This window comes from Streptomyces djakartensis, from assembly GCF_014651075.1.
GTDB lineage: Bacteria > Actinomycetota > Actinomycetes > Streptomycetales > Streptomycetaceae > Streptomyces > Streptomyces djakartensis.
On the sequence record NZ_BMWE01000001.1, the window covers coordinates 726374 to 747525 of the forward strand.

At 71.2% G+C, this 21152-nt stretch carries 18 protein-coding genes; 8 read left to right on the top strand and 10 right to left on the bottom strand.

The features are described from left to right. Both IE212_RS03340 and IE212_RS03345 read left to right on the top strand, forming a co-directional pair. On the top strand, positions 1–1290 hold the full coding sequence (locus IE212_RS03340) for a CHAT domain-containing protein (protein ID WP_190196107.1): 1290 nt from the start codon (positions 1–3) through the stop codon (positions 1288–1290). After that, positions 1287–2318, top strand: coding sequence for a hypothetical protein (locus IE212_RS03345; protein ID WP_229864006.1), 1032 nt, complete (start codon positions 1287–1289; stop codon positions 2316–2318). Before IE212_RS03340 ends, IE212_RS03345 begins: the two co-directional genes overlap by 4 nt. A gap of 61 nt (positions 2319–2379) precedes the next feature. Here IE212_RS03345 and IE212_RS03350 read toward each other — a convergent pair whose 3' ends face one another. From IE212_RS03350 to IE212_RS03360, 3 genes are all read right to left on the bottom strand, one after another. Further along, positions 2380–2880 (bottom strand): DinB family protein, encoded by a 501-nt coding sequence (locus tag IE212_RS03350; protein ID WP_190196108.1) that lies wholly within the window; start codon positions 2878–2880, stop codon positions 2380–2382. A gap of 77 nt (positions 2881–2957) precedes the next feature. Next, complete coding sequence (locus tag IE212_RS03355) at positions 2958–3860, bottom strand: SAM-dependent methyltransferase (RefSeq protein ID WP_190196109.1); 903 nt, start codon at positions 3858–3860, stop codon at positions 2958–2960. 124 nt (positions 3861–3984) lie between these two features. Next, a complete protein-coding gene (locus IE212_RS03360) occupies positions 3985–5310 on the bottom strand; it encodes a helix-turn-helix domain-containing protein (protein ID WP_190196110.1) in 1326 nt (441 codons plus the stop codon). A 240-nt stretch (positions 5311–5550) separates the two neighbouring features. On the opposite strand from IE212_RS03360, the gene IE212_RS03365 reads away from it, so the two are divergent. Continuing rightward, a complete protein-coding gene (locus tag IE212_RS03365) occupies positions 5551–6273 on the top strand; it encodes a DUF4232 domain-containing protein (RefSeq protein ID WP_190196111.1) in 723 nt (240 codons plus the stop codon). Between the two features lie 15 nt (positions 6274–6288). Here the strand turns inward: IE212_RS03365 and hemB are convergent, their stop codons facing one another. Beyond that, positions 6289–7287 (bottom strand): porphobilinogen synthase, encoded by a 999-nt coding sequence (gene hemB, locus IE212_RS03370; protein ID WP_190196112.1) that lies wholly within the window; start codon positions 7285–7287, stop codon positions 6289–6291. Between the two features lie 406 nt (positions 7288–7693). Between hemB and IE212_RS03375 the strand changes: the two genes are divergently transcribed. Beyond that, positions 7694–8536, top strand: a complete 843-nt coding sequence (locus IE212_RS03375) for an aminoglycoside phosphotransferase family protein (protein WP_190196113.1) — start codon at positions 7694–7696, stop codon at positions 8534–8536. 387 nt (positions 8537–8923) lie between these two features. Further along, complete coding sequence (locus IE212_RS03380) at positions 8924–10312, top strand: FAD-binding oxidoreductase (protein ID WP_190196114.1); 1389 nt, start codon at positions 8924–8926, stop codon at positions 10310–10312. A gap of 305 nt (positions 10313–10617) precedes the next feature. On the opposite strand, the gene IE212_RS03385 is transcribed toward IE212_RS03380, so the two are convergent. From IE212_RS03385 to IE212_RS03405, 5 genes are all read right to left on the bottom strand, one after another. Further along, a complete protein-coding gene (locus IE212_RS03385; RefSeq protein WP_190196115.1) occupies positions 10618–12324 on the bottom strand; it encodes a bifunctional uroporphyrinogen-III C-methyltransferase/uroporphyrinogen-III synthase in 1707 nt (568 codons plus the stop codon). Next, positions 12321–13292, bottom strand: coding sequence for a hydroxymethylbilane synthase (hemC, locus tag IE212_RS03390; protein WP_190196116.1), 972 nt, complete (start codon positions 13290–13292; stop codon positions 12321–12323). Before hemC ends, IE212_RS03385 begins: the two co-directional genes overlap by 4 nt. Beyond that, a complete protein-coding gene (locus IE212_RS03395; RefSeq protein WP_190196117.1) occupies positions 13289–14986 on the bottom strand; it encodes a glutamyl-tRNA reductase in 1698 nt (565 codons plus the stop codon). The genes hemC and IE212_RS03395 overlap by 4 nt, the downstream gene beginning before the upstream one ends. Beyond that, the gene (locus tag IE212_RS03400) at positions 14983–15747 is read right to left on the bottom strand and encodes a redox-sensing transcriptional repressor Rex (RefSeq protein WP_190196118.1); all 765 of its coding nucleotides are present in this window, start codon (positions 15745–15747) and stop codon (positions 14983–14985) included. The genes IE212_RS03395 and IE212_RS03400 overlap by 4 nt, the downstream gene beginning before the upstream one ends. A gap of 313 nt (positions 15748–16060) precedes the next feature. Next, positions 16061–16339, bottom strand: coding sequence for a glutaredoxin family protein (locus IE212_RS03405; RefSeq protein WP_190196119.1), 279 nt, complete (start codon positions 16337–16339; stop codon positions 16061–16063). Between the two features lie 172 nt (positions 16340–16511). Between IE212_RS03405 and IE212_RS03410 the strand changes: the two genes are divergently transcribed. The 3 genes from IE212_RS03410 to IE212_RS03420 all read left to right on the top strand — a co-directional run bounded on the left by IE212_RS03410 (position 16512) and on the right by IE212_RS03420 (position 20032). Continuing rightward, positions 16512–17429 carry an HAD family hydrolase gene (locus IE212_RS03410; protein ID WP_190196120.1) on the top strand — a complete coding sequence of 306 codons (918 nt, stop codon included), beginning with the start codon at positions 16512–16514 and terminating at the stop codon, positions 17427–17429. A gap of 349 nt (positions 17430–17778) precedes the next feature. After that, on the top strand, positions 17779–18552 hold the full coding sequence (locus IE212_RS03415; protein ID WP_190196121.1) for an ECF subfamily RNA polymerase sigma factor, BldN family: 774 nt from the start codon (positions 17779–17781) through the stop codon (positions 18550–18552). Between the two features lie 235 nt (positions 18553–18787). Next, positions 18788–20032: a DUF5667 domain-containing protein gene (locus IE212_RS03420; protein ID WP_190196122.1), complete on the top strand. Its 1245-nt coding sequence runs from the start codon at positions 18788–18790 to the stop codon at positions 20030–20032. A 63-nt stretch (positions 20033–20095) separates the two neighbouring features. Here the strand turns inward: IE212_RS03420 and IE212_RS03425 are convergent, their stop codons facing one another. After that, the gene (locus IE212_RS03425; protein WP_190196123.1) at positions 20096–21142 is read right to left on the bottom strand and encodes a lysophospholipid acyltransferase family protein; all 1047 of its coding nucleotides are present in this window, start codon (positions 21140–21142) and stop codon (positions 20096–20098) included. Positions 21143–21152: the final 10 nt, after the last annotated feature.

The window sequence follows — 21152 nt, forward strand, 5'->3', positions numbered from 1 at the left end:
ATGCCGCAAGATCTGGCCGTGGAGGTGCTCAAGGATCCCTCACACGGCTTCACGGGGGTACCGCCGCAGTTCGGGAGCCCGCCGCGTTCGCCGGAGGGCGAGCCCCCGGCGGAGCTGCGGGTGAAGCTGTACCGCACCAGCAAGGACGTACTGACGATCTTCGCCTGCGCCCCGGACGCGTCCCCGGCCCCGGCGGTTCCGCGCTGGCACGAGGCACCGCTGGAGGTGTCCCCCGACGACCTGCGGGAGCGGGCGGACCGCCTGCGGAACCGGTGGCACGACCTGGTGGTGTACTACCAGAGCGAGGGCGACGAGTTCGGGGCGCGGGTCGGCAGCCGCCCCTTCGCGGAGACCTCCGACCTGAGCGAATTCGCCGACCGGGTCGAGTCGGTGACGGCGAGGCTCGCCGAGGAGGGGTACGACCTGCTCGATGTGATGCTCCACGGCAGCGGCTACGACCTCGGCCGCTTCCGCGACTTCCTGTTGACCGCCCTCGCCGGCAAGGAACCGCTGCGGATCAGCTTCGACTCCGAACTGCACCTGCCGTGGCCCATGCTGGCGGTGGACCCCGCGGCGTGTGCCACGCCCTGGGAAGCGTTCCTGGGGCACCGGCACCAGATCGAGCAGGCCAATACCGGCTATCCCTGGGACCATGCCCCGCTCGGCCACCGAGACCTGGCCACCACCAGCCTCAACAAGGACGACTCCCTCGACCGCGTGGGCCGCGCGCGTGAGGTGCACAAGCTCTTGGAGCAGCGCTCGCGGCTGATCGTGCGCTCCCGTGGCAGTGACCTCCTGCACGCGCTGGCGGGGCCGGTGCTCAACGAGGACGTCATGTACTTCTGGTGCCACGGACGCATGGTGCACACCGGCCCGTCGACCCCGGGCCTGTCCATCCGGCTCTCCGACGACGAGCACATCGACGGCCCGGTGGTGTCCAGGAAGCGACGCCGCTTCCGCCAGGACTGCCGTGCCAGGTTCAAGCCGTTCGTTCTGCTCAACGCCTGTGGTACCGCACGGGCCGCGGCACCCGGCAGGCTGAAGCATCTCGGGCAGGAACTGATCGACATGGGCGCCGACGGCGTCCTCGCCCCGCAGATCGACATGCCCCAGGACTTCGCGACCGAGTACGCGTACGCGTTCCTCGACCTCTACCTGACCGGTCGTTACACCGCGGGGGAGATAAGCCGGCTGCTGGTGCGGCGCTTCGCTTCGGAGTTCCGCAACCCACTGGCCCTGGCCTACTCGCTGCACTGCGGCATCGACAGCCGACTGGACCTCGTTTCGTGACCGCCCAGCCGTCCCGGCTGCCCGCACCCGTCGAGATCGACCTGGACGACAAGGGCAGGCTCACGCAGCCGGGCAGCGGTGCGCCCGTGCCCGCGGGCCGCGTCGCCGAGCACCTGTCCCGCAGGCTGGCCGTCCCGCGCTGGGCGACCGACATCCATGTGTACGTGCACGGGTGGCAGACCGCGCCGAGCAGCGCCACCCGTACCGCCATGCGCCTCCTCCGGCAGTCCGTGGAGCTGTACGAGGCGGCGCCCGACCGCTATCCGGGGCTGAAGGAGGGCTACCGTCCCTGGTGCGTGGTGGTCCGCTGGCCGTCCTCCAGTCTGCCCACGCTCAAGGGCTACCGCCGCATCCGCGACCGCGCCCACGCGATGAGCGCCGAAGGCACCGGTCACGCCCCGTTCGTCCTCGGCCATCTGCTCGGCTACCTGGACACCGAACGCACCGACCCGACGGGCCCCGCGGTGCTGGCCAACCAGAACGGACAGTTCCTGCACCTCGTCGGGCACTCCTTCGGCGGGCGGTTCCTGTGCGAGGCGGTGCAACGGGCCGCCGAACAACCTCCCGTGCTCGGCTGGAGCACACCGCACGATCCTCGCCGCCCGTTCACCGTGGACAGCACCCTGATCTTCCAGATGGCCGCCCCACGTGACGCCTTCGTCCGGCACTTCGGCGCGCTCTTCCCACGCGACGGGCACCCCGGTGCACCATTGCGCGGTCCCCTCGTCCTCACCCACTCTCGTTGGGACCGGGCCACGGGTTTCTGGCACCTGCGCGCCGAGAAGGCGCCCGGCATCGGTCACTCGGGCGCGGGCGCGGCGCCGGTTCCGCAGTTCACCACCAGGCTGCTGCCCACGCACGAGGTCTACGAGCAGACCACGCTGGACCATCACGTGGTCAACGTGGACGCCGACTGGCTGTACCGTGGCAGCCGGCGCACCCGTCTGCATCCCGCGGGAGCCCACTCGGACTTCCTGCGACCGGAGTCCGCACACCTGCTGCTCACCCTGGCGGAGCGCTCTCGCTGAAGCGCCCGGTGACCGGATCGGTCGGGAGTGCTTCGACGCCCGGGTCCGAAACGGTCGGCGCTCAGCGCTGGGCCGTGGTGTTCGCACCGTCCAGCGCCTCCCGGATGATGTCCGCGTGCCCGGCGTGCTGGGCCGTCTCCCTGATCATGTGCAGCAGGATCCGCCGCGCCGACCAGTACTCGGGTTCCGGCGGCGACCACGGGGTCCTCGGCAGGGGCACCCTGATGTCCAGGTCCGGGAGTGCCGCGACGGCCTCCTCGGTCGCCCGCGCGGCCACCGCGTACCGCTCCAGCAGTCCGGCGAGCGTGTCCCCCTCGCCCATGCGGTACTGCTCCATGTCGAGCATGCCGCCGGGCAGTTCACCGTCGCGCTTGACCATGATCTGCGTCCACGTCTCCTCCCCCTGGGCGAGATGCCGCACGATCCCGCCCAAGGTCAGCCCACTCACGGTGGTCCGCCGCGCGGCCTGCGTGTCGTCGAGCCCCCGCACGGTGATCAGCAGCAGCTCCCGCTGCTCCGCGAGTGCCTGACACAGCTCCGTCTTTTCCGGGGAAGTAGTCATGGCACGACCGTAGGGGGCATGTAGGTCAGGTCCTGTCCGCGATCCGCAGCGCTCCGGCCAGGCAGGGGGCGCGCCGTTCAGCCCTTCACGCCGATCGCGGCGTAGACGTTGATGTCCGCGTCCGTCACGTCGTTGATGTCGCGGTAGCGCACCTTCTCGAGGTCGTCGAGCCCGGCGAGGAAGGACGCCTCCGGCTGCTCGGGGACGGGCGCGGCGTGGTCGGGCCGCCACCGGTGGGCGGGGACGACGCCCGGGTCGGCGAGCTCCAGCCGGTTCTCCGTGAAGAACCGCTCGACATCGGCCCGGGACCGCAGCACGAAGGTGAACCCCCGCTCCGTGTAGGTCCGCTGGACCGCGCGGATGTTCTCCGGGTTGAGGTCGTCGGTGAGGTGACTGAGCACCAGCCGGCTGCCGACGGGCAGCGCGTCGAGCAGCTCGCGCACCAGCGGATAGGCCTCGTCGTCCGCCACGAAGTGCAGGACGGCGACCAGACACAGCGCGACCGGCTGGCCGAAGTCCAGTGTCTTCGCTGCCTGTTCGAGGATGCTGCCCGGTTCCCGCAGGTCGGCGTCGATGTAGTCCGTGCGGCCCTCGGGGCCGCTGGTCAGCAGGGCCCGCGCGTGCGCCAGCACGACCGGGTCGTTGTCGACGTACACGACCCGTGAGGCGGGCGCGATCCGCTGGGCGATCTGGTGCACGTTCTCGGCGGTCGGCAGCCCGGTCCCGATGTCGAGGAACTGCCGGATCCCGTCCTGTTCCACCAGGTCGGTCACCGCGCGCCGCAGGAAGTCGCGGTTGTGCCGTACGTCGAGGTATCCGCGCGGGTTGGCGGCGAGCGCGGCGGCGGCCGCCTCCCGGTCGGCGGGGTAGTGGTCCTTGCCGCCGAGGAAGACGTCGTAGACCCGGGCCGGGTGCGCCTTGCTGCTGTCGATCCTCCTCTGCAGCTCGGAGGGATCCTGGCTGAGGGCGTCAGCGGTCATGGACGTCTCCCGAAGAGTAGGTAGTTCAATCAACAACCAAGCCGTCGGTCAACAACCTAACGCCCCGCGCGACTTGGTGGTGCCCGTATACGACTGGCGAAGCCGGTACGCGAGTTCCACCGGGTCAGCCGGTGGTCCCGGCCTCGACCCACTTCTCCCCGCCCAGCGGGAACTCGTACGCCGGTCGCCCGTTGTTCCCGCTAGTGCGGAACGGCCGGCCCCGGTCGTCCACCGTCAGCGTGCCCTTGCGGCTGCCGCTGGACCAGCTCAGCTCCAGGTACCAGCTGACGTCGTAGGCGGAGGCGTCGGCCCGGATGTGGTACACCTCCGGGTCGGACTCACTCACCTTGAACGGGAAGTCGCGATGCCCCGCCTCGGGGACGACGGCGGGCCGCGCGGCGTCGAGGGCGACCGTGAAGAAGCGAGTGGGGACGCCGCCGCCGCAGCCGACGCCCGGATAGCCCATGGCGTAGTCGTTCCAGGCGAGCGGCGCCCGCTTGCCGGCCATACGGACCGTCAGCCCGTCGATCACCACCGTCTTCTTGCCGGTGCCCTGCACGGTGAGCTTCAGGTACTGCTCCCCGGACGGCACGGCTCCCGTCGCCGCGACCCAGGCGGGCGCGTCCTGCTCCAGCGGCGGCGGCCCGACCTGACCCGGCGGCCGGTTCACCAGGTAGCGCTGGGAGCAGGGGCTCTCCCAGGCGTGCGGGCTGGTGTTCACGGTGAGGGGGGCGGGTCCCGGGGCCCCGGCCGTGTCCCGGCCCGGGCGATCGGTGCCTGGCCCGGTGCCGGCGGCCGGGGCCGATGAGGCGGGAGCCTTGGAGGGGGCGGCCTTCCTTCTGCCTTCGCCCTCGCCCTTGGCCCTGTCCCTGACCTTGTCCTTGCCGGTGCGGGCGGAGGGGCTGCCCGAGGGCGACACCGAGGCGGCCGATCGGCCGTCCGGCCGGCTCCCTCCGCCGGATACCGCCGCCGAACCGCCACGTCCGGCGTCGTCGCCCCCGCCCGAGGGCACCGCCACGGCGAGGCCGACCCCGCCCAGGACCACGGCGACGGCGACACCGGCGAGCAGCGGACGCCGCGCACGGTGGCCCGGGGCCTCCCCCGGGGCGCCCACCTCCAGCCCTTCCGAACGACCCGCTTCCGAAGCCGCCTCCGCCTCGGGCACCACCTCCGGCACCGGAGCGACCGCGCCCTTGCGCCCCCGGTCGGCATCGGCGAGCACCCACCGCCGGTGTAACTCGACGAGTTCCTCGGGCGACGCCCTGCACAGCCGGGCGAGCCTCTCCACCGGCGCGTAGTCGGTCGGTACGGCGTCCCCGTTGCAGTACCGGTGCAGCGTCGACGTACTCATGTGGAGCCGCTTGGCGAGCACCCCGTAGCTCAGCCCGGAGCGCTCCTTCAACTCCCCCAGCAGCGCGGCGAAGTCAGCCGCGGCCGTGCCTTCCGACACCCGTTCCTCCATCCCCCATGAGCCCCACCGTCCCGTTCCCCCGTTCCAGGGGAGGGCCGTTTCCCCTGGTCAAGTCCTGTGCGGGCGTTCCAGCGTCCCTGATCGCCCGCCGGTTGTGGCGGCTGGGACGGTTCACCGCACAAGCTCAGGTCATCCAAGCACGCCGCTCCCGGCACGCCGGTGGCGCGGCTCGCTGAGGCCCGCACACCGACGACCTTTGTCCGAAAGGAAGACCCACTCATGCGCAAGTTCCACGCCCTCCCCGTCACCCTCCTGGCCGCCCTCGCCCTCACGGCGTGTCAGGACGGCACGGGCACGAAGGACGAGGGTGCCGCGGAGCCCCGGCTGACGTCGGCGGCCACGGCGCCGGCCAAGGCGACCACCGCGGTCACCGACGCGAAGGACACGAAGGACACGAAGGACACGAAGTCGGAGACGGCCGCCAAGGCGGACGGCGGGAACTCCGGGACCGCCGGCAACCCGAAGCGCGGGAACTCCGGGACGGCCAAGCCCACAGACCCCTCCGACCCGGCCAACCGCGTCTCCTGCAACGGCTCCAACACCACCGTCACGGCCGAGCCGGTCTCCCGCCCCCTGAACCACATGCTGATCACGGTCAAGAACACCGGCTCGAAGTACTGCGACCTGACGTACTTCCCGGTGCTCCGCTTCGACGAGATGCAGTGGGTCCCGCAGCCGATCGGGGACTCGCGGGCGCAGGCGGTGACGACCCTGGCGCCGGGCGAGTCCGGCTACGCGGGTGTGACGCTGTCGGCGGCCGACGGCAGCGGCGAGCACGGCAGGACCAGTCACAAGCTCACGGTCGGCTTCCAGGGCCGCACGCCGAACAGCAGCGGCGGCCCCTCGGCGCTCCCGAAGCTGCCCGCCGAGGGCGTGTACTACGACAGCTCGCTGACGGTCACGTACTGGCTGCGGGACATGGACCAGGCCCTGTCCTACTGACGCCCTGCCGATGTCCTACCGACGGTTCAGCTTCTGGGCCACCTCGGTGGCCCAGTAGGTGAGGATGTTCCGGGCCCCGGCCCGCCGGATACCGGTCAGGGCCTCCATGATCGCGCGGTCCCGATCGATCCAGCCCTTCTCGGCGGCGGCCTCGATCATCGAGTACTCGCCGGAGATCTGGTAGGCGACCACGGGCACGTCCACGGCGTCGGCGACCCGGGCCAGGATGTCCAGGTAGGGGCCGGCGGGCTTGACCATCACCAGGTCGGCGCCCTCCTCGAGATCGAGGGCGAGCTCCCGCAGGGACTCCCGCACGTTCGCCGGATCCTGCTGGTACGTCTTCCGGTCCCCCTGCAGGGACGAGGCGACAGCCTCCCGGAAGGGCCCGTAGAAGGCGGAGGCGTACTTCACGGTGTAGGCGAGGATGGCGACGTCCTCCCGCCCGATCTGGTCGAGGGCGTCACGGATGACCCCGACCTGCCCGTCCATCATCCCGCTCGGGCCCACCACATGGGCCCCGGCATCGGCCTGCACCTGGGCCATCTCGGCGTACCGCTCCAGGGTCGCGTCGTTGTCGACCCGCCCCTGGTCGTCCAGCACGCCGCAGTGCCCGTGATCGGTGGTCTCGTCGAGGCACAGATCGGACATGACGAGGAGATCGTCACCGACCTCGGCCCGCACGTCCCGCAGGGCGACCTGCAGGATCCCGTCCGGATCGGTCCCCGGCGTGCCGAGGGGGTCCTTCTTCGACTCCTCCGGGACACCGAACAGCATGATCCCGGAGACACCGGCCGCGACGGCCTCCGCGGCCGCCTTCTTCAGGCTGTCCCGGGTGTGCTGGACGACTCCCGGCATGGCGGCGATCGGCACGGGCTCGTCGACGCCCTCACGCACGAAGGCCGGGAGGATGAGATCGGCAGGGTGCAGCCTGGTCTCGGCGACCATCCGCCGCATGACGGGGTTGGTCCGCAGACGCCGCGGCCGCGTACCGGGAAAAGATCCGTACGTCGTCATGCCCCTACGCTACGCCCGCCCAAATCCTCGCGATGCCGACGCCTTGTCGCTTACCGCGGGCAATCGTGCCGCCAGGGACTTGTCCGGCCGATCATGTCCGGAGCCAGATGACCAGGGCTGCCGCTGTGGTGGTGCCGAGGTAGACGTAGCCGCGCTTGTCGTAGCGGGTGGCGACCGCGCGAGGCTGTTTTTTCGACATCCGTCAGATCCCCTCGTCCCGTTTCCACCTCAACGACCCGGACACGGGCCAGTCACATGATCGGCCGAGTAAATCCCAGGGCCTGTGCAGGTCCCGCTTTGCGATGCTTGTCGCCGGGTCCGGGGCTGGCCGCCGAATGATGTTCACGAAGATCGGGGCATCGCTGCTGTCCCCAGACGTGTGTGACTCAACAAGAGGGAGAACGGTATGGAGCCATTAGAACTCCACCGCGCGGTTGAGGCAGGACGGGCGACCGCTTCGGAGCTGGGTCTTCAGGTAGACGATGCGATCGTCATCCACAACTCGGACCGCATCGCGCTCCGCCTGGTTCCTTGCGATGTTCTGGCTCGGGTCGCACCTTCGGGGCATCTGGCTGATGCCGAGTTCGAAGTAGAAGTTGCTCGCCGTCTCGCCGACGTCGATGCGCCGGTGGCTGAGCTCGAGCGTCGGGTCGAGCCCCGAGTCTATTTGCGTGACGCGTTCGCCATCTCGCTCTGGACCTACTACGAACCTGTGGGATCAGAGATCGCGCCGGCCGACTACGCAGACGTGTTCCTGCGGCACCATGCCGCCTTGCGGCAGATCGATCTAGACGCACCGCATTTCACCGACCGAGTCGCCGTGGCACTGAGAGAGGTGAACGACCGGGAGCAGTCTCCCGAGCTGCCCGATTTTGACCGGGCACTCCTCAGCGACACACTCAGTGGACTGAGCGCCGCGATCAGCAGCGACAAAGCCGGCGACCAGCTGTTGCACGGCGAGCCTCACCCGGGCAACCTCCTGAAAACGAGTAGAGGGCCGCTTTTCGTAGACCTTGCCACCTGCTGCCGTGGGCCGATCGAGTTCGACCTCGCCCATGCGCCCCAAGAAGTGGGAAGGCACTATGCGGGGGCTGACCACGACCTGATCCACCGGTGCCGCGCCCTGAACTGGGCGATGTTCTCCGCCTGGCGCTGGCGCCGAGACGACCAAATGCCCGACCGGGACCACTGGAGAGTGGAGGGCCTCAACCAGCTTCGTGCTGCACTCGATCGCTGCGGACTGGGCTGAACTTGAGGCAGAGGGGCTGCTGTGTCCCGATCCGCTGCGCCGTGTGGGGCATCCCGTCACGGTGCAGCGGTCGCTCTCGGTCGGTCTGAGAGGCCCCTCGCCCCGTGCCCACGTCAACGACCCGGACGGACTCGTCACATGATCGACCGGACAAGTCCCAGGGCGGCACGAGTGGGCGCGACGGCACCCCGCACCGCCGGGCTGCGCAACGCGCCGCCCTCAGCCCCGACGCCGAGAGCACCACGCCGCCCACAATGCGCCCCCACCCACCCAGGGTCCATCCTGAAAGTCCAAGGACTCCAAGGACAAGGACTCCAAGGACAAGGACCCCGACGGCCGAACGACACCGCCGCCGTCCCTCCGTACCCACCCCCCACGGAGGACGCGATGACCACCCACACCCACACCCCCGACCTCTTCGCACTCTCGGAGATCAACGGCCCGGTCCTCCGCCCCGGCGACCCCGCCTACGCCGACGAGGTCACCGGCTTCAACCTCGCCGCCCTCCACACACCGGACGTCGTCATAGGGGCGACCGGCCCGGACGACATCGTCACCGCCCTGCGCTGGGCGAAGGCCACCGGCACTCCCGTCGCCGTCCAGGCCACCGGCCACGGCGCCAACTTCCCCATCGAGCACGGCCTGCTGATCAACACGTCCCGTATGACGGACGTCCGGGTAGACCCCACCACGCGCACCGCCACCGTCGCCGCGGGCGCGAAGTGGAGCCACGTCCTGGCAGCGGCCGCCCCGCACGGCCTCGCGGGCCTGTGCGGCACCTCCACCGACGCGGGTGTCATCGGCTACACCCTCGGCGGCGGACTCCCCGTCCTGGGCCGTGCCTACGGCTACGCCGCCGACCTGGTCCGCTCCTTCCAGGTCGCCACCCCGGACGGCCGGCTGCGCGAAGCGGACCCCCAGCAGGAACCGGAACTGTTCTGGGCCCTGCGCGGCGGCAAGGGCAACGTGGGCGTCGTCACGTCCCTCGTCACCGAACTGCTTCCCCTCTCCCGCCTGTACGGCGGCGGCATCCACTGCCCGGGCGAACACGCGGAGGCCCTGCTCCGGGCCTGGGCGGACTGGACCCGCACCGTCCCCGACGAGATGTGCAGCATGTTCTCGATGCTCCGCCTGCCGCCCATCCCCCAGCTCCCGGAGCCCCTGCGCGGCGGCTTCTGGGCGCGTGTCGCGATCGCCTGGCCCGGCGACCCGGCCGAGGGCGAGGCGTTGATCGCCCCGCTCCGCGCGGCCGCCCCCGTGGCCGTCGACCTGGTCGGGGAGATGGACTACACGGACCTGGACCGCATCCACATGGAACCCCAGGACCCGCTCCCGGCCCGCGAGTGCTGCACGCTCCTGCGCGACCTGCCGCCGGACGCGATCAGCGCGTTCCTGGAGCAGGTCGGCCCCGCGGCCGGCGCCGACCACCCCCTGCTGGCGGCCTCGTTGCGCCACATGGGAGGCGCGCTGGCCCGCCCGGCCCTGGTCGAGGACGCCGTCTGCGCACGCGACGCCCGCTACTTCATGGAGTCGGTCGGCATTCTGGCCGCGCCCCCGGTGGCCGAAGCCGTCGAACAGGCGACGACCCGCCTCTACGCCGCGATGGCCCCCTACGGCACGGGCCACACCATGGTCAACATTCACGGCACCCCGGGCGACGAACAGGACCGCGCCCGCGCCTGGACCCCGGAGGTCTACACCCGCCTGCGCCACGACAAGGCCACCTACGACCCGTCCAACCTGCTCCGCTACGGCCACGCGGTGACACCGACGTAAGAGCCCTGGAGCGGCGGTATGCCGAAGGCGGCGATGGAGGAGCGTCGGCGGCGCGGGCGGGGACCGCGTGCGGGTGATCGCCGCGGCGGGGTGCAGGTGATGTGGGTGGACCTCGTCGTCGCCTTCGTCGCGTAACCGCTTCACTGAGTTTCCGTGCGAAACCCACCTAAACTCGGCATATCCCGCAAGGCCCAGTGGCCGGCGACCCCGATCCGGCCGGACGGACACCTGCGGCCCCCGCAGTCTCGCTCACGAGTACGGGGGCCGCACGGGCGTCGTCAGTCCGCGAAGCTCATCGCCACACCTCAGGTCGTGGAACGCCGCCTGCGCGCCCCCGGCCGCCGCTCACTCGGACGGGTGACGGGGTCCCCGGCCTCCACAGCCGCGGCTCTCCGCTTCGCGCCGAACTCCGCCAGCGCCTCCGCGAGCTTCAGCACGGACGGCTCCGGAGCCATGACGTCCACCCGGAGCCCGTGCTCCTCGGCCGTCTTCGCCGTGGCCGGGCCGATACAGGCGATCACGGTGACGTTGTGCGGCTTGCCGGCGATACCCACCAGGTTCCGCACGGTCGACGACGACGTGAACAGCACGGCGTCGAACCCGCCACCCTTGATCGCCTCGCGCGTCTCCGCCGGCGGCGGCGAGGCCCGCACGGTCCGGTAGGCGGTGACGTCGTCGACCTCCCAGCCGAGCTCGATCAGCCCGGCCACCAGCGTCTCCGTGGCGATGTCCGCGCGCGGCAGGAACACCCGGTCGATCGGGTCGAAGACCGGGTCGTAGGGCGGCCAGTCCTCCAGCAGACCGGCGGCCGACTGCTCGCCGCTCGGCACCAGGTCCGGCTTCACGCCGAAGGCGATCAGCGCGCCCGCCGTCTGCTCGCCGACCGCCGCGACCTTGATCCCGGCGAAGGCACGCGCGTCGAGCCCGTACTCCTCGAACTTCTCCCGCACGGCCTTGACCGCGTTCACCGAGGTGAAGGCGATCCACTCGTAGCGGCCCGTCACCAGCCCCTTGACCGCCCGCTCCATCTGCTGGGGCGTGCGCGGCGGCTCGACGGCGATCGTCGGCACCTCGTGCGGCACGGCCCCGTACGACCGCAGCTGGTCGGAGAGCGACACCGCCTGCTCCTTGGTCCGCGGCACGAGGACCTTCCAGCCGAACAGCGGCTTGGACTCGAACCACGCGAGCTGGTCGCGCTGGGCGGCGGCGGAACGCTCACCGACCACGGCTATCACCGGCCGGCCGCCCTCGGGCGACGGCAGCACCTTGGCCTGCTTCAGCGTCTGCGCGATCGTGCCGAGCGTGGCGGTCCAGGTGCGCTGCCGGGTGGTCGTACCGGCGACGGTGACCGTCATCGGGGTGTCCGGCTTGCGGCCCGCGGAGACGAGCTCGCCGGCCGCCGCGGCGACGGAGTCCAGCGTGGTGGAGACGACGACCGTGCCGTCCGAGGCGCCGACCTCCGTCCAGCACCGGTCCGAGGCCGTCCGCGCGTCGACGAACCGCACGTCCGCGCCCTGCGCGTCCCGCAGCGGCACACCGGCGTACGCGGGCACACCGACGGCGCTCGCGATGCCGGGGACGACCTCGAAGGGCACCCCGGCGGCGGCGCACGCCAGCATCTCCTCGGCGGCGTACGTGTCGAGGCCCGGGTCGCCGGACACCGCACGCACGACCCGCCTGCCGCCCCTCGCGGCCTCCATGACAAGATGTGCGGCATCCCGCACCGCGGGGGCGGCGACGGTGGTTGACGTGCCGTCAACTACCGTCAGCTGGGGCGTTCCTGTGCCCGGCGCCGGATCCTGGGAAGGATCCGGATCCGTGTGCACCTCGGATACGCCCTGCCTGGCGTGCTGACGTACGACGTCGAGCACCTCGTGCTCGGCGACGAGGACGTCCGCGTGCGCCAGCGCCTCCACGGCGCGCAGAGTCAGCAGTCCCGGATCTCCGGGTCCGGCACCCAGGAAGGTGACGTGCCCGTGTTCAGGACCGGCGGAAAGGGTGGTGGGGCTCAATGTGCTCGCTCCCCCATCAGACCGGCCGCGCCCTGGGCGAGCATCTCGGCCGCGAGTTCGCGACCGAGCGCCGTTGCCCGGTCGTGCGTCTGGGGCACGGGACCGGTGGTGGACAACTGCACCATGCGTGTGCCGTCGGTGGTGCCGACGACGCCGCGCAGGCGCATTTCCTTGAAAGTCTGCCCGTCGGCCAAAAGGTCGGCCAGCGCGCCCACGGGCGCGCTGCAGCCGGCCTCCAGGGCGGCGAGCAGTGACCGCTCGGCCGTCACGGCGACCCGGGTGAACGGGTCGTCGAGCTCGGCGAGCGCGGCGATGAGGGCAGCGTCTTGGGCGGTGCGCCCCGCCCTGCACTCGATCGCGAGGGCCCCCTGGCCGGGGGCGGGCAAAACCGTGTCGACCGACAGGAAGTCGGTCGCTTCGTCAGCGCGGCCGATCCGGTTCAGTCCGGCGGCGGCGAGCACGACGGCGTCGAGTTCGCCGCTGCGCACGAACCCGATCCGGGTGTCGACGTTGCCGCGGATCGGAACCGTGGATATATCCAGGCGGTGGCTGCGCGCGTACGCGTTGAGCTGCGCCATGCGGCGCGGCGAACCGGTACCGATGCGGGCCCCGTCGGGCAGGTCGGTGAACTTCAGGGCGTCCCGGGCGACGATCACGTCCCGCGGGTCCTCCCGCACGGGCACGGCGGCGACGACCAGCTCGTCGGGCTGCGTGGTGGGCAGGTCCTTCAGCGAGTGCACCGCGAAGTCGACCTCGCCCGCGAGCAGCGCGTCGCGCAGCGCGTTCACGAACACGCCGGTGCCGCCGATCTGGGCGAGCTGCTCACGCGAGACGTCGCCGTACGTGGTGATCTCGACGAGCTCGACGGGCCGCCCGGTCACCCGGCTCACGGCCTCGGCCACCAGCCCGGACTGGGCCATGGCGAGCTTGCTCCGCCGGGTACCGAGCCTCAGCGCCTTGTCCTTCATGCCGGGCCTCGGTCCTTCTCTGTGCTGTCCTCGGCCCGGGAGACGGCTGCCACCGTCTCGGGGTCGAGGTCGAACAGGGTCCGCAGCGCGTCCGCGTACCCGGCGCCGCCGGGCTCGGCCGCGAGTTGCTTGATCCGTACGGTCGGCGCGTGCAGCAGCTTGTCGACCACGCGCTTCACGGTCTGGGTGATCTCCGCTCGGTGTTTGTCGTCGAGGCCGGGCAGCCGCCCGTCCAGGCGGGCGATCTCGCTGGCCACGACATCGGCGGCCATGGTGCGCAGGGCGACCACGGTCGGCGTGATGTGCGCCGCCCGCAGCGCTGCCCCGAAGGCCGCGACCTCGTCGGAGACGATACGCCTGACCTGGTCCACATCGGCAGCCATCGGAGCGCCCGCGGAGGCCTCGGCGAGCGATTCGATGTCCACCAGCCGCACCCCGGCCAGCCGGTGCACCGCCGCGTCGATGTCGCGCGGCATCGCCAGGTCCAGCAGGAAGAGTACGGGCTCCGGCCGCTGCGGCTCCTCGGCCGGCAGGGGCCGGCGCCGCTCGGGGATCCGCCCGACGGTGGCCGCGGTCGCCGCGAGCGCGCCGATCAGCTCGGCGTCGGCCTCGGGGCCGCGGCGGGCGGTGTCACGGCGGTCGGCGGTGCCGCCCGCTACCCACGCGGCGTGCTGCTCCAGTGTGGCGGCGTCCATACCGGCCACGGCGGCCTCCCCCATGACGGAGAAGCCGGGCTGTACGGCCGCCAGGTCGAGCGGGCAGTTCTCGTCGTTGCCGACGGCAGTGGCCTGCGGCGGCGCCTGGCGGGACTGAGCGGGCCGGTCGTCCTCGACCTCGGCGGCCGGCCGCCCGGTACGGCCCTCCACCGCGGCGGCGATCGCCTGGGCGGTCAGGACCAGGCCCGTCGCGCCGGTGCAGGAGACGGCGATGTCGGCACGTGTCAGCTCGGCCGGCACCGACTCCATCGGTACCGCGCGGGCCAGCACGTCCGTGTCGTCGCCCCCGGAGAGTATCTGCGCGAGCCGCTCGGCGCGGTCGAAGGTGCGGTTGGCGACGACGACCTCGGCGACTCCGGCGCGGGCGAGCGTCGCCGCGGCCAGGGAGGACATCGAACCGGCCCCGATGACCAGGGCCTTCTTGCCCCTCGCCCAGGTCTCCACGTCGCCGCCCGCGGCCAGCTGCTCCAGGCCGAAGGTGACCAGGGACTGGCCGGCGCGGTCGATGCCGGTCTCGGAGTGGGCGCGCTTGCCGACCCTGAGGGCCTGCTGGAACAGGTCGTTCAGGAGGCGGCCCGCGGAGTGCAGGTCCTGCGCCCGGGCCAGGGAGTCCTTGATCTGGCCGAGGATCTGCCCCTCGCCGACGACCATCGAGTCCAGCCCGCAGGCCACCGAGAACAGGTGGTGGACGGCCCGGTCCTCGTAGTGCACGTAGAGATACGGAGTGAGCTCCTCGAGGCCGACGCCGCTGTGCTGGGCGAGCAGCGTGGACAGCTCGGCGACACCGGCGTGGAACTTGTCCACGTCGGCGTAGAGCTCGATGCGGTTGCAGGTGGCGAGCACCGCGGCCTCGGCGGCCGGTTCGGCGGCGACCGTGTCCTGGAGCAGCTTTCCTTGCGCGTCCGCGCTGAGCGAGGCCCGCTCCAGCACGCTGACCGGAGCGCTGCGGTGGCTGAGTCCGACGACGAGGAGGCTCATGCCGGCATCACGGCGGGCATGTCCCCGTCAGGCCCCTGGTCGGCGGACTCGCCGCGCGTGGCGGCGGCCGGGACGCCACCGTCGGAGGCGGCGGCCTCCTCGCCTGCCTTGCGCTGCTCGTGGAAGGCGAGGATCTGCAGCTCGATGGAGAGGTCGACCTTGCGCACGTCGACGCCGTCCGGGACGGACAGCACGGTCGGCGCGAAGTTCAGGATGGAGGTGACCCCGGCGGCCACGAGCCGGTCGCAGACGGCCTGGGCGGCGCCCGCGGGGGTGGCGATGACACCGATCGACACGCCGTTGCCCTGGATGATCTTCTCCAGGTCGTCGGAGTGCTGCACCGGAATGCCGGCGACGGGCTTGCCCGCCATGGCCGGGTCGGCGTCGATCAGCGCGGCGACGCGGAAACCGCGGGAGGCGAAGCCGCCGTAGTTGGCGAGGGCGGCGCCGAGGTTGCCGATACCGACGATCACGACCGGCCAGTCCTGGGTGAGCCCCAGCTCACGGGAGATCTGGTAGACGAGATACTCGACGTCGTAGCCGACACCCCGGGTCCCGTACGAGCCGAGGTAGGAGAAGTCCTTGCGCAGCTTCGCGGAGTTGACCCCCGCCGCGGCCGCGAGCTCCTCGGAGGAGACCGTGGGCACCGAGCGCTCCGACAGCGCGGTCAGGGCGCGGAGGTACAGCGGAAGCCGGGCGACGGTGGCCTCGGGAATCCCTCGGCTGCGGGTCGCCGGTCGGTGAGTTCGGCCAGTTGCCACGGTGCTCCTGCGGGTAGAGCGGGGCTGTAGGCGGTCATACGTCCCTACATGACCGCCCCGTCGAATGCAGGCTATGTCTTTGTGAACGCGTGCACAAAGATGGTGTCCGATTTGCCCGGCCAACGTGACCGGGCTCACGCACCCCCGGCGTCTTCGCGGGGGACCGGCGCACAAGCACCGCCGTCCCTCTGCTTCTGGGGGCAAAACCGCACACTCTCCTCTGTGTCATCCCGCCCCCGAGACAGCCACGGACGATCCTAAGCGACCTGCCGACCTCTTTGGACTACCTGGTCAGTCAGATCACCGGCCGCCCTCAGTCGGTCAGCGCCCTGCGCAGGCGGCCCTCGTCGACGCGCCAGAACGTGTGCTGCCTGCCGTCCACCAGCACGACCGGGATCTGCTCCCAGTACTGGTCGTGCAGCCGCTGATCCTCGGTGATGTCCTTCCACTCCCAGCGGACTCCGAGATCGCCGCACACCTTCTCCACGACGACCTGTGCGTCATCACACAGATGACAGCCGGGCTTGCGGATCAGCGTGACGAGCCGGTCCCGAGGGGGCTTGCGACGAAAGAGGGAACCCATGTCGGCCATTGTCGCGCGGCCGTGAACGAGCGGAAGCCCCCAAGCCAGGCAACGAAAGGCCAGCGGACACGCCGGCCCGGATCGTCGCACGCCGCGCCCTTAACGACTCACTCGCCGAGAGTTCACACGCTCCAAACCTCATGACTCCGGAACCACCTGACGGACTGGCTATGCTCACGCCATGGCCGCTCTTGGATGGCTCACTCCCCGTAGGCGCTCCGCCACGGCACGGAGTGTTTTGGCAGGCGAGGCTTCGGCGGAGGCAGCACGCAAGACCTCACAGGAGGCCGCCGCCACGACCGAGGAACCGCAGTTCCCGGTGCACGGCGACGTCCGGGCCGCCGCCTTCTTCGACCTGGACAACACCGTCATGCAGGGCGCCGCGCTCTTCCACTTCGGCCGTGGCCTGTACAAACGGAAGTTCTTCGAGACGCGCGAGCTCGCCCGCTTCGCCTGGCAGCAGGCCTGGTTCCGGCTGGCCGGGATCGAGGACCCCGAGCACATGCAGGAGGCCCGCGACTCGGCGCTGTCGATCGTCAAGGGCCACCGCGTCGCCGAGCTGCAGTCGATCGGCGAGGAGATCTACGACGAGTACATGGCCGAGCGCATCTGGCCCGGGACCCGGGCTCTGGCCCAGGCCCACCTGGACGCGGGCCAGAAGGTGTGGCTCGTGACGGCCGCCCCGGTCGAGATCGCCCAGGTCATCGCCCGTCGCCTGGGCCTGACCGGTGCCCTCGGCACGGTCGCCGAGTCCGTCGACGGCGTCTACACGGGCAAGCTGGTCGGCGAGCCGCTGCACGGCCCCGCGAAGGCCGAGGCGGTCCGCGCCCTGGCCGCGGCGGAGGGCCTGGACCTCGGCCGCTGCGCCGCCTACAGCGACTCGCACAACGACATTCCGATGCTGTCCCTGGTCGGCCACCCCTACGCCATCAACCCGGACTCCAAGCTGCGCAAGCACGCCCGCGAGCTCGACTGGCGCCTGCGGGACTACCGCACCGGCCGCAAGGCGGCCAAGGTCGGCATCCCCGCCGCGGCGGGTGTCGGCGCGGTGGCCGGCGGCACGGCGGCGGCGATCGCCCTGCACCGCCGCCGCCGCTGACGATCCGGTCAATCCGCGACACCCTCGTTTACGGGCTGACAAGCCCCGTAAATCCAACTGGCGTACCCCCACAACCTCGCGTCCAGTCCTCTTGGCTGCACACGGCCACAACATGCCCTGGACCCATCCGCGATCCGAACGCTTCCGATCAACAATCGGTCAGACGTCGACGCCTGATCCGGCGTGAATCGGTTACAGAAGCGACGTAATCGATGATTTGAGCAACTCGGTGTAGCAGGGCCTACACGAAGCGTTATTCTCCTCAGACGCAATCCGGTACCCCTCCGTCGCTACGACGGGTGAAAGGTCCCGCACTGCACGTGATGGAAGCTCTGCCTCTGGGAGTCCCGTGTACCCACACGTCGGGGTTGACGCCTCGGGCCTGGCTACGCTGCGCGCAACGGTCCTCGACCTGTTGCGCGGCTTCGTCCCCACCGCGTACGCCGTCCCCGCATTCGCCACCGCCGCGCCCGTCGGCCCGTGCTACGCACTGGCCGAGCGCAGCGCCGCGGTCGGCAGACGAGGGCGCCCGTCCGGCGCGGCCACCACCGCCCGCCGGCCCGCCGCGGACAGCGACAGCGCCCGGATGATGGACCTCGTGGAGCGCGCCCAGGCCGGCGAGGCCGACGCCTTCGGCCGTCTCTACGACCAGTACAGCGACACGGTCTACCGGTACATCTACTACCGGGTCGGGGGAAAGGCGACCGCCGAGGACCTCACCAGTGAGACCTTTCTGCGGGCGCTGCGCCGCATCGGCACCTTCACCTGGCAGGGCCGCGACTTCGGCGCCTGGCTCGTCACCATCGCCCGCAACCTGGTGGCGGACCACTTCAAGTCCAGCCGCTTCCGCCTCGAGGTCACCACCGGTGAGATGCTCGACGCCAACGAGGTCGAGCGCTCTCCCGAGGACTCCGTCCTGGAGTCCCTCTCCAACGCCGCCCTCCTGGACGCGGTGCGGCGGCTCAACCCGCAGCAGCAGGAGTGCGTGACGCTCCGCTTCCTCCAGGGCCTCTCCGTCGCCGAGACCGCCCGCGTCATGGGCAAGAACGAGGGCGCCATCAAGACCCTCCAGTACCGGGCCGTCCGCACCCTCGCCCGGCTCCTTCCCGAAGACGCCCGCTGACCGGCAGGCACATTGAGCGACGCCCAACTCACTTTCCGTGATAGTCCGTTGGTTCCGACATCCGATCACCCGGCGTCCGTAACCCAAGTGCCGCGCCACTCGTTGTGCGGGATGCAGGCTCCCTGTGGTCGCCCCTGACCGACTCCGGTCACTCGATCGTGTGGTCGTACTCAAGGTGTGCAACCCTCAGGACCCCCTGGGGAGTCGACCGTCATGACGAGAGGAGGTGCCGCCAGTGATCGCGAACGTATCGGCGCACCGGCGGGCGAGCGCCTTCGCCCAGGCCCTTCAGGAGCAGTCCGATCAGGGCACGGCGGCCGAGCGGCCCGAAGGACCGGCACCGGCCGCTGCGGAGGAGACCGAACAGGCCCGCCTGATGGCGCTCGCCTCCGGTCTCGACGCGCTGCCCAAACCGGAGCTCGACCCGGAGGTCAAGGTCGTCCAGCGGGCCCAGCTGGTGGCCGCCTTCGAGGCGATGCTCCAGGAGGGCGCCGCGGGAGGCGGGGCGACGGACCGCTCGGTCCCCGAGCAGCGTTCCCCCCGGGCCCGCGGCACCCACCGCGCCGGCCCGCTGAAGAAGTTCCGGCCGCGCTCCCGGCTCGCCAAGGGCCTCACCGCGGGCGGCCTCAGTGTCGGCGTGGCCGCCAGTGCCCTCGGCGGAGTCTCCGCCGCCAGCTCCGACGCCCTGCCCGGCGACTCGCTCTACGGCCTCAAGCGCGGCATCGAGGACGTCAAACTCGGCCTCGCCGACGGCGCCGACGAGCGCGGCCGGGTCTACCTGGACCACGCCTCCACCCGCCTCAGCGAAGCCCGCCGCCTGATGGAGCGCGGCCGCAGCGGCCCCCTGGACCACGAGTCGCTCAGCGAGATCCGCCGCGCCCTCTCCGGCATGCGGCACGACGCGTCGGAAGGCCACCGGCTGCTGAGCGAGGCGTACCAGCGCGACCCGGACTCCCTGGGCCCCATCCAGGCCCTGTCGGCGTTCTCCCGCTCCCACCGCGAGGCCTGGGGCGAACTGCGCGAGAAGCTCCCCGTCCAGCTCGGGGACGTCAGCGAGCAGGTGTCGTCGGTGTTCGACGCCATAGAGGAGGACGTCGCCCCGCTGCGCTCCCTGCTCCCCGAGCCCCCGGCGAAGAACGGCGGCGAGGGCAAGCGCAAGGGCGCCTCCGAGACGGCCTCCAGCGACTCCTCCGCCACCGACCGGTCGGCCCGCCCCGGCAAGAGCGGCAGCGGGAAGCCCGACAAGGGCGGCACCAGCAGCGGCAGCCCCAGCCGCTCGGCCGGCTCCGGCGGCGACAGCGACGGCCTGCTCGGCGGCAGCACCGGCGGCCTGCTCGACCCGCCGAAGGACAGCGAGGCGAGCACCTCCCCCTCGGCGGACGGCAGCAACACCCCCGTCCCCAAGCCGGACGTGACGCTCCCGCCGCTCCTGCCCGGCCTGCTGCCCGAGCTGGGCATCGACGGCGAAGGCACGAACTGACGGCTCAGCGGAACAGACGGCGATGGGCGCCTCCGAACGGGAGGCGCCCATCGGCGTACGGCATCAGAAGAACACCGACCGCCGCTGCACCAGCAGCTTGTAGAGCGTGTGCTGGATCTGCTCCCTGACCTGGTCGGTCAGGTTGAACATCAGCATCGGGTCCTCGGCCGCCTCCGGCGGATAGCCGTCCGTGGCGATCGGCTCACCGAACTGGATCGTCCACTTGGTCGGCAGCGGAATCGCCCCGAGCGGCCCGAGCCACGGGAAGGTCGGCGTGAGCGGGAAGTACGGGAAGCCCAGCAGCCGGGCGACCGTCTTTGCGTTGCCGATCATCGGGTAGATCTCCTCGGCCCCGACGATCGAGCAGGGCACGATCGGCGTGCCGGCGCGCAGCGCCGTCGAGACGAAACCGCCCCGGCCGAAGCGCTGCAGCTTGTAGCGGTCCGCGAAGGGCTTGCCCAGGCCCTTGAAACCCTCCGGCATCACCCCGACCAGTTCGCCCTGCTCCAGCAGCCGCGCCGCGTCCTCGGCACACGCCAGGGTGTGGCCGAGCTTGCGGGCGAGTTCGTTGACCACCGGCAGCATGAACACCAGATCGGCGGCGAGGAGCCGCAGATGCCGGCCCGCCGGGTGGTTGTCGTGCACGGCGACCTGCATCATCAGGCCGTCCATCGGGAGCGTCCCGGAATGGTTCGCGACGATCAACGCCCCGCCCTCGGACGGGATGTTCTCGATGCCCTTCACCTCGACCCGGAAGTATTTGTCGTACAGCGGGCGCAGCAGGGACATCAGGACCTGGTCGGTGAGTTCCTCGTCGTAGCCGAAGTCGTCGACCTCGTAGTCCCCGGTGAGGCGGCGGCGCAGGAAGGCCAGACCGCCCGCGATACGCCGCTCCAGACCGCCGTCGCCGCCCTCGGAGCCCGCCGGCGGTTGTTCATCGGACGTCACGGGGACATCATCCTGCGGAACGGCCCTGGTGGGCAGGGGCTGCACCGGCGCGGACTCCGTGCCCGGGCGCCGGTTCCCCGGGTTCCGGCGACGCTGGGGGCGCTGTGCGGCGCTCCCGCGGTTCCGGTCGTCGTCGAACGGAATGACCTTGGCATCCGCCATCGTTGATGCG

Bases quoted from the DNA above. Each gene is read 5' to 3' on its own strand.
- IE212_RS03340 (WP_190196107.1), top strand. From the start codon at position 1: ATGCCGCAAGATCTGGCCGTGGAGGTGCTCAAGGATCCCTCACACGGC.
- IE212_RS03350 (WP_190196108.1), bottom strand. From the start codon at position 2,880: ATGACTACTTCCCCGGAAAAGACGGAGCTGTGTCAGGCACTCGCGGAG.
- IE212_RS03355 (WP_190196109.1), bottom strand. From the start codon at position 3,860: ATGACCGCTGACGCCCTCAGCCAGGATCCCTCCGAGCTGCAGAGGAGG.
- IE212_RS03365 (WP_190196111.1), top strand. From the start codon at position 5,551: ATGCGCAAGTTCCACGCCCTCCCCGTCACCCTCCTGGCCGCCCTCGCC.
- hemB (WP_190196112.1), bottom strand. From the start codon at position 7,287: ATGACGACGTACGGATCTTTTCCCGGTACGCGGCCGCGGCGTCTGCGG.
- IE212_RS03375 (WP_190196113.1), top strand. From the start codon at position 7,694: ATGGAGCCATTAGAACTCCACCGCGCGGTTGAGGCAGGACGGGCGACC.
- IE212_RS03380 (WP_190196114.1), top strand. From the start codon at position 8,924: ATGACCACCCACACCCACACCCCCGACCTCTTCGCACTCTCGGAGATC.
- hemC (WP_190196116.1), bottom strand. From the start codon at position 13,292: ATGAAGGACAAGGCGCTGAGGCTCGGTACCCGGCGGAGCAAGCTCGCC.
- IE212_RS03395 (WP_190196117.1), bottom strand. From the start codon at position 14,986: ATGAGCCTCCTCGTCGTCGGACTCAGCCACCGCAGCGCTCCGGTCAGC.
- IE212_RS03405 (WP_190196119.1), bottom strand. From the start codon at position 16,339: ATGGCCGACATGGGTTCCCTCTTTCGTCGCAAGCCCCCTCGGGACCGG.
- IE212_RS03410 (WP_190196120.1), top strand. From the start codon at position 16,512: ATGGCCGCTCTTGGATGGCTCACTCCCCGTAGGCGCTCCGCCACGGCA.
- IE212_RS03425 (WP_190196123.1), bottom strand. From the start codon at position 21,142: ATGGCGGATGCCAAGGTCATTCCGTTCGACGACGACCGGAACCGCGGG.